General features: G+C 64.4%; 4 protein-coding genes. 1 reads left to right on the top strand and 3 read right to left on the bottom strand.

Annotated features, from left to right (window positions below; genetic code table 11):
* Positions 1–3,085 (top strand): DNA-directed RNA polymerase subunit beta' (gene rpoC / locus RMN84_RS07935; RefSeq protein ID WP_309611637.1); only part of this gene is annotated, 3,085 nt, incomplete at its 5' end.
* A gap of 98 nt (positions 3,086–3,183) precedes the next feature.
* Here the strand turns inward: rpoC and RMN84_RS07930 are convergent.
* From RMN84_RS07930 to RMN84_RS07920, 3 genes are all read right to left on the bottom strand, one after another.
* On the bottom strand, positions 3,184–3,312 hold the full coding sequence (locus RMN84_RS07930) for an entericidin EcnA/B family protein (RefSeq protein WP_309611636.1): 129 nt from the start codon (positions 3,310–3,312) through the stop codon (positions 3,184–3,186).
* Between the two features lie 326 nt (positions 3,313–3,638).
* Positions 3,639–4,433, bottom strand: a complete 795-nt coding sequence (locus RMN84_RS07925) for a thymidylate synthase (RefSeq protein ID WP_309611635.1) — start codon at positions 4,431–4,433, stop codon at positions 3,639–3,641.
* Positions 4,433–5,152, bottom strand: a 720-nt coding sequence (locus RMN84_RS07920) for a thiamine pyrophosphate-dependent enzyme (RefSeq protein WP_309611634.1), incomplete at its 5' end; no start/stop codon positions are given. The genes RMN84_RS07920 and RMN84_RS07925, both read right to left, overlap by 1 nt.

Genomic DNA, 5,152 nt, shown 5'->3' with positions numbered 1-5,152 from the left:
AAAAGAGCGCAAGGAAGTGTGGGACATCCTCGACGAGGTGATCCGCGAGCATCCCGTGCTGCTCAATCGCGCGCCGACGCTCCATCGCCTCGGTATCCAGGCGTTCGAGCCGGTGCTGATCGAGGGCAAGGCGATCCAGCTGCACCCGCTGGTCTGCGCCGCGTTCAACGCCGACTTCGACGGCGATCAGATGGCCGTGCACGTCCCGCTGAGCCTCGAGGCCCAGCTGGAAGCGCGCGTCCTGATGATGTCGACCAACAACATCCTCTCGCCCGCCAACGGCAAGCCGATCATCGTGCCGTCGCAGGACATGGTGCTCGGGCTCTATTATCTCTCGATCGAGAAGCAGGGCGAGCCGGGCGAAGGCATGATGCTGTCGGACATGACCGAGGTCCACCGCGCGCTCGCCGCCGGCGCCGTCACGCTCCACACCAAAATCATCAGCCGCGTCCCGCAGACCGATGAGGCTGGCAAGGAGTATCTGAAGCGGTTCGAGACGACCGCCGGCCGCATGCTCCTCGCCGAGACGCTGCCCAAGTCGCACAAGGTGCCGTTCGAGACGGTCAACCGCCTGCTGACCAAGAAGGAGATCGGCGACGTCATCGACATCGTCTATCGCCACACCGGCCAGAAGGAAACGGTGCTCTTCGCCGATGCCATCATGACGCTCGGCTTCCGCCACGCGTTCAAGGCTGGCATCAGCTTCGGCAAGGACGACATGGTCATCCCCGCCGCCAAGGTCGGGCTGGTCGACGAGACCCGCGCGCTGGTGAAGGATTATGAGCAGCAGTATCAGGACGGCCTGATCACCCAGCAGGAAAAGTACAACAAGGTGATCGACGCCTGGTCGCGCTGCGGTGACCGTGTCGCCAGCGAGATGATGAAGGAAATCTCGTCGGTCAAGGTCATGGACAATGGCCGCGAGCAGGACATCAACTCGATCTACATGATGGCCCACTCGGGTGCCCGCGGATCGCAGGCACAGATCAAGCAGCTCGCCGGCATGCGCGGCCTGATGGCCAAGCCGTCGGGCGAGATCATCGAGACGCCGATCATCTCGAACTTCAAGGAGGGTCTGACCGTCCTTGAATATTTCAACTCGACCCACGGCGCCCGCAAGGGTCTCGCGGACACGGCATTGAAGACCGCCAACTCGGGCTATCTCACCCGCCGCCTCGTCGACGTGAGCCAGGATTGCGTCATCGCAGAGGAGGATTGCGGCACCGACCAGGCGCTCGAGATGCGCGCCATCGTCCAGGGCGGCGCGGTCATCGCCTCGCTCGGCGACCGCGTTCTCGGCCGGACCACGGCGGAAGACATCATAGACCCCAAGACGTCCAAGGCGATGATCCCCGAGGGTACCCTGCTCGATGAGGCGATGATCCTCAAGCTCGAGGAGATTGGTCTCCAGGCGCTGAAGATCCGCTCGCCGCTGGTGTGCGCGGCCAAGAAGGGCGTCTGCGGCAAGTGCTACGGGCGCGATCTCGCCCGCGGCACCCCGGTCAACATCGGCGAAGCCGTCGGCGTCATTGCGGCGCAGTCGATCGGCGAGCCGGGCACCCAACTGACGATGCGGACCTTCCACATCGGCGGCGCGGCCCAGCTCAACGAGCAGTCGAACCTAGAGGCGCCGGTCGACGGCACCGTCGAGTTCCGCGACATGCCGACGATCACCGATCCGCGCGGACGGCACATCTCGCTGTCGCGTTCGGGCGAAATCGCGATCCTCGATATGGACGGCCGCGAGCTGTCTACCCATCGCGTGCAATATGGTGCCCATCTCCTGTGCGAGAGCGGCCACATCGTCAGTCGCGGTGACCGAATTGCCGAGTGGGATCCGTCGTTTGCGCCGGTCATCACCGAGAAGGCGGGCGTCGTGAAGTATCAGGACGTACTCGACAACCGCACCCTGTCGGAAGTGACCGACGAGTCGACCGGCATCTCGCAGCGCGTGATCATGGATGACATCGCCAAGTCGAAGAAGGAGGACCTTCGTCCCCGCCTGACCCTGACCGGGGCGGACGCAGCCGAGGCGGGCGTCTATCGCCTGGTCCCGGGCGCGATCATCGCGGTCGAGGACGGGGCTACGGTCGAAGCCGGCGAAGTGCTTGCCCGCCTGCCGCGCGAGGCAGCTCGGACGCGCGACATCACCGGCGGTCTGCCGCGCGTTGCCGAGCTGTTCGAAGCGCGCAAGCCCAAGGATGCGGCGATCATCGCCAAAATCTCGGGCAAGGTCAGCTTCAAGAAGGACTATAAGGCTAAGCGCAAGATCGTGATCATCCCCGACGACGGGTCGGAAGAGGTCGCCTACCTGGTTCAGAAGTCGAAGGTGATTGACGTCCAGGAGGGCGATTACGTCAAGCGCGGCGACAATCTCGTCGGTGGCTCACCCGATCCGCACGACATTCTCGAAGTGCTCGGCGTCGTCGCGCTGGCGGAATACCTCGTGACCGAGATCCAGGAGGTCTATCGCCTCCAGGGCGTGAAGATCAACGACAAGCACATCGAGGTGATCGTTCGCCAGATGCTGCAAAAGGTCGAGATCACCGAAGATGGCGATACTACGCTGTTGAAAGGCGAGCAGGTCGATCGCGACGAGATGGACGAGGCCAACGCCAAGCTCGACAAGAAGGGCAAGAAGGCGGAGGGCAAGCCGGTCCTGCTCGGCATCACCAAGGCGTCGCTGCAGACCCGCAGCTTCATCTCGGCGGCGTCGTTCCAGGAGACCACGCGGGTGCTCACCGAGGCCTCGGTCCAGGGCAAGATCGACACGCTCAACGGGCTGAAGGAAAATGTCATCGTCGGCCGGCTGATCCCGGCCGGCACCGGCGCCAGCCTCAACCGGATGCGCGTAGCGGCGACCAGCCGCGACACGGCGCTGCGGGCGGCGCAGAAGCGCTTCCAGGAAGCGTTGGTGGTGACCTCCGAAGCCGCCGCGCTGATCGCGCCCGACAATGCCGCGCAGGAGCATGCCGCCGAACTGGCGCAGGGACCGGAAGCAGCGATCGGCAACGATCCGCTCGGCGACGTCGCCATGTCGGGTCACGGCACCGACGCCGACGCGGGGGATTATCTGAACAGCTAGTTCGGGTTACCGCACACATGAAAACGCCCCGCCGGTCGATCTGACCGGCGGGGCTTTCTCTTGGGTCGTCGTGGACCGCCCGAAAGCGACCCAACCGACTAGTGCATCGCATTCTCGGTCGCGTTGGCCGCCGAGCCGACGTCGGCGCCGACACCACGCACGGTATTGCACGCCGATAGGACGAGCGCGCCGCCGATCACGGCCAGGGTAACGAATTTGCGAACCATTTCTTCCTCCATCAAAACAGGTGTGAAGATCATGATTCAAAAGCCGGTCGCCTGTCCAGAGTCTGAACGGGTCGACCGGCCAATAAACTTTGCCGCCGAAACGGCCGAATCTTAATGGATTGCGTTTGACGTGGCGTTTGCGGCCGAATTCATATCCTTCGCCGCTCCGCGTACCGTGTTGCAGGCTGCCATCATCAGGCCGCCGCCGATCAACGCAATCGTAATAATTTTCCGCGCCATGTCATTTCTCCCTTGGGTTCCGATGACTACTCAACGTCCATTGGCGCATTGGGGTCCATTACGCTGCCGTTCCGGGCGAAAAAGCGTTAAACCGCGATCGGAGCGGCAATCGAGGGATGCGCGTCATAGCCTTCGAACGCGAAATCGTCGGGCTCATAGCCGTCGATCGCCTGCCCGCGATCCTTCAGGATCAACCCCGGCAACCTCCTCGGCTCGCGCGTCAGCTGCAGCCGTGCCTGGTCGAGGTGGTTCGAGTAAAGGTGCACATCGCCGCCGGTCCACACGAACACCCCCGGTTGCAAACCGCATTCGCGCGCCAGCATGTGGGTTAGCAGGGCATAGCTGGCGATGTTGAACGGCACGCCGAGGAACAGGTCGGCACTCCGCTGATACAGCTGTAGATTCAGCCGCCCCGCTGCAACCTGCGTCTGGAACAGGCAATGGCACGGGGCGAGCGCCATCTGCCCCAGCTCGCCCGGGTTCCACGCCGTCACGATCTGCCGCCGTGACGCGGGGTCGCGCTTGATCAGGTCGATCAGTTCGCGGATCTGGTCGATATGGCGGCCATCGGCCGCCTCCCAGTCGCGCCACTGCTTGCCATACACCGGGCCGAGATTGCCCTCGGCATCGGCCCATTCGTCCCAGATGCTGACCTTGCGCTCCTGCAGCCAGCGGACATTGGTGTCACCGCGCAGGAACCACAGCAGTTCGACGATGATCGAACGCAGGTGCAGCTTCTTCGTCGTCAGCAGCGGGAAGCCCTGCGCCAGGTCGAAGCGCATCTGCGCCCCGAACGTCGTCAAAGTGCCGGTGCCGGTGCGGTCCGCCTGCGGCATGCCCTCGTCGAGCACACGCTGCATCAGGTCGAGATATTGGCGCATCAACCCTTAGCCCGCATCGCGCCGATCGTGGTCGCGGTGTTGATCACGTCCATGTCGGTAATGCAGTGGAGCAGGCGGATCCCCGTGCGCGCCATCGCTCGCGCCAGCGCGGGCGCAAACGCCGCCGTCGCCGCGACCCGCTCGCCCCAGCCGCCATAGGCTTCGGCCAGCCGCACGAAATCGGGGTTGGCCAGCGCCGTCGCGCTGACCCGTTCTGGATATTCGCGCTCCTGGTGCATGCGAATCGTGCCATAGCCACCATTATCGACCAGCACGACCAGCAGGTCGACGCCATATTGCGCCGCCGTCGCCAACTCCTGCCCGTTCATCAGGAAATCGCCGTCACCCGCAACGCACACCACCGTCCGGTCGCGAAAGCGGAGCGCGGCGGCGACTGCGGCGGGCAGGCCATAGCCCATCGTCCCGCTGGTCGGCGCGAGCTGACACGGCATCGCCGCATAGCGCCAGTAGCGATGCCACCAGCCTGAGAAATTGCCCGCTCCGTTGCAGATGATCGTGTCCGGCGGGAGCAGATCGCGCATCGCCGCGACGCACGGGCCGAGGTCCATCGTGATCCCGTCGCGCGGCTGCGGATCGCTCCACGCAAGCCAATCGCGATGCGCTTCCTCGCCCGCCGCAAACCGTACCAACTCCGGATCATGCCAGTCGGCCACGACCTCGGCGAACTCGGCCATGTCGGCGCAGATCGGCAGGTCGGC

It is taken from the genome of Sphingomonas sp., from assembly GCF_031380695.1.
Lineage (GTDB): Bacteria > Pseudomonadota > Alphaproteobacteria > Sphingomonadales > Sphingomonadaceae > Sphingomicrobium.
This window is presented reverse-complemented; position numbering and strand designations above follow the sequence as displayed.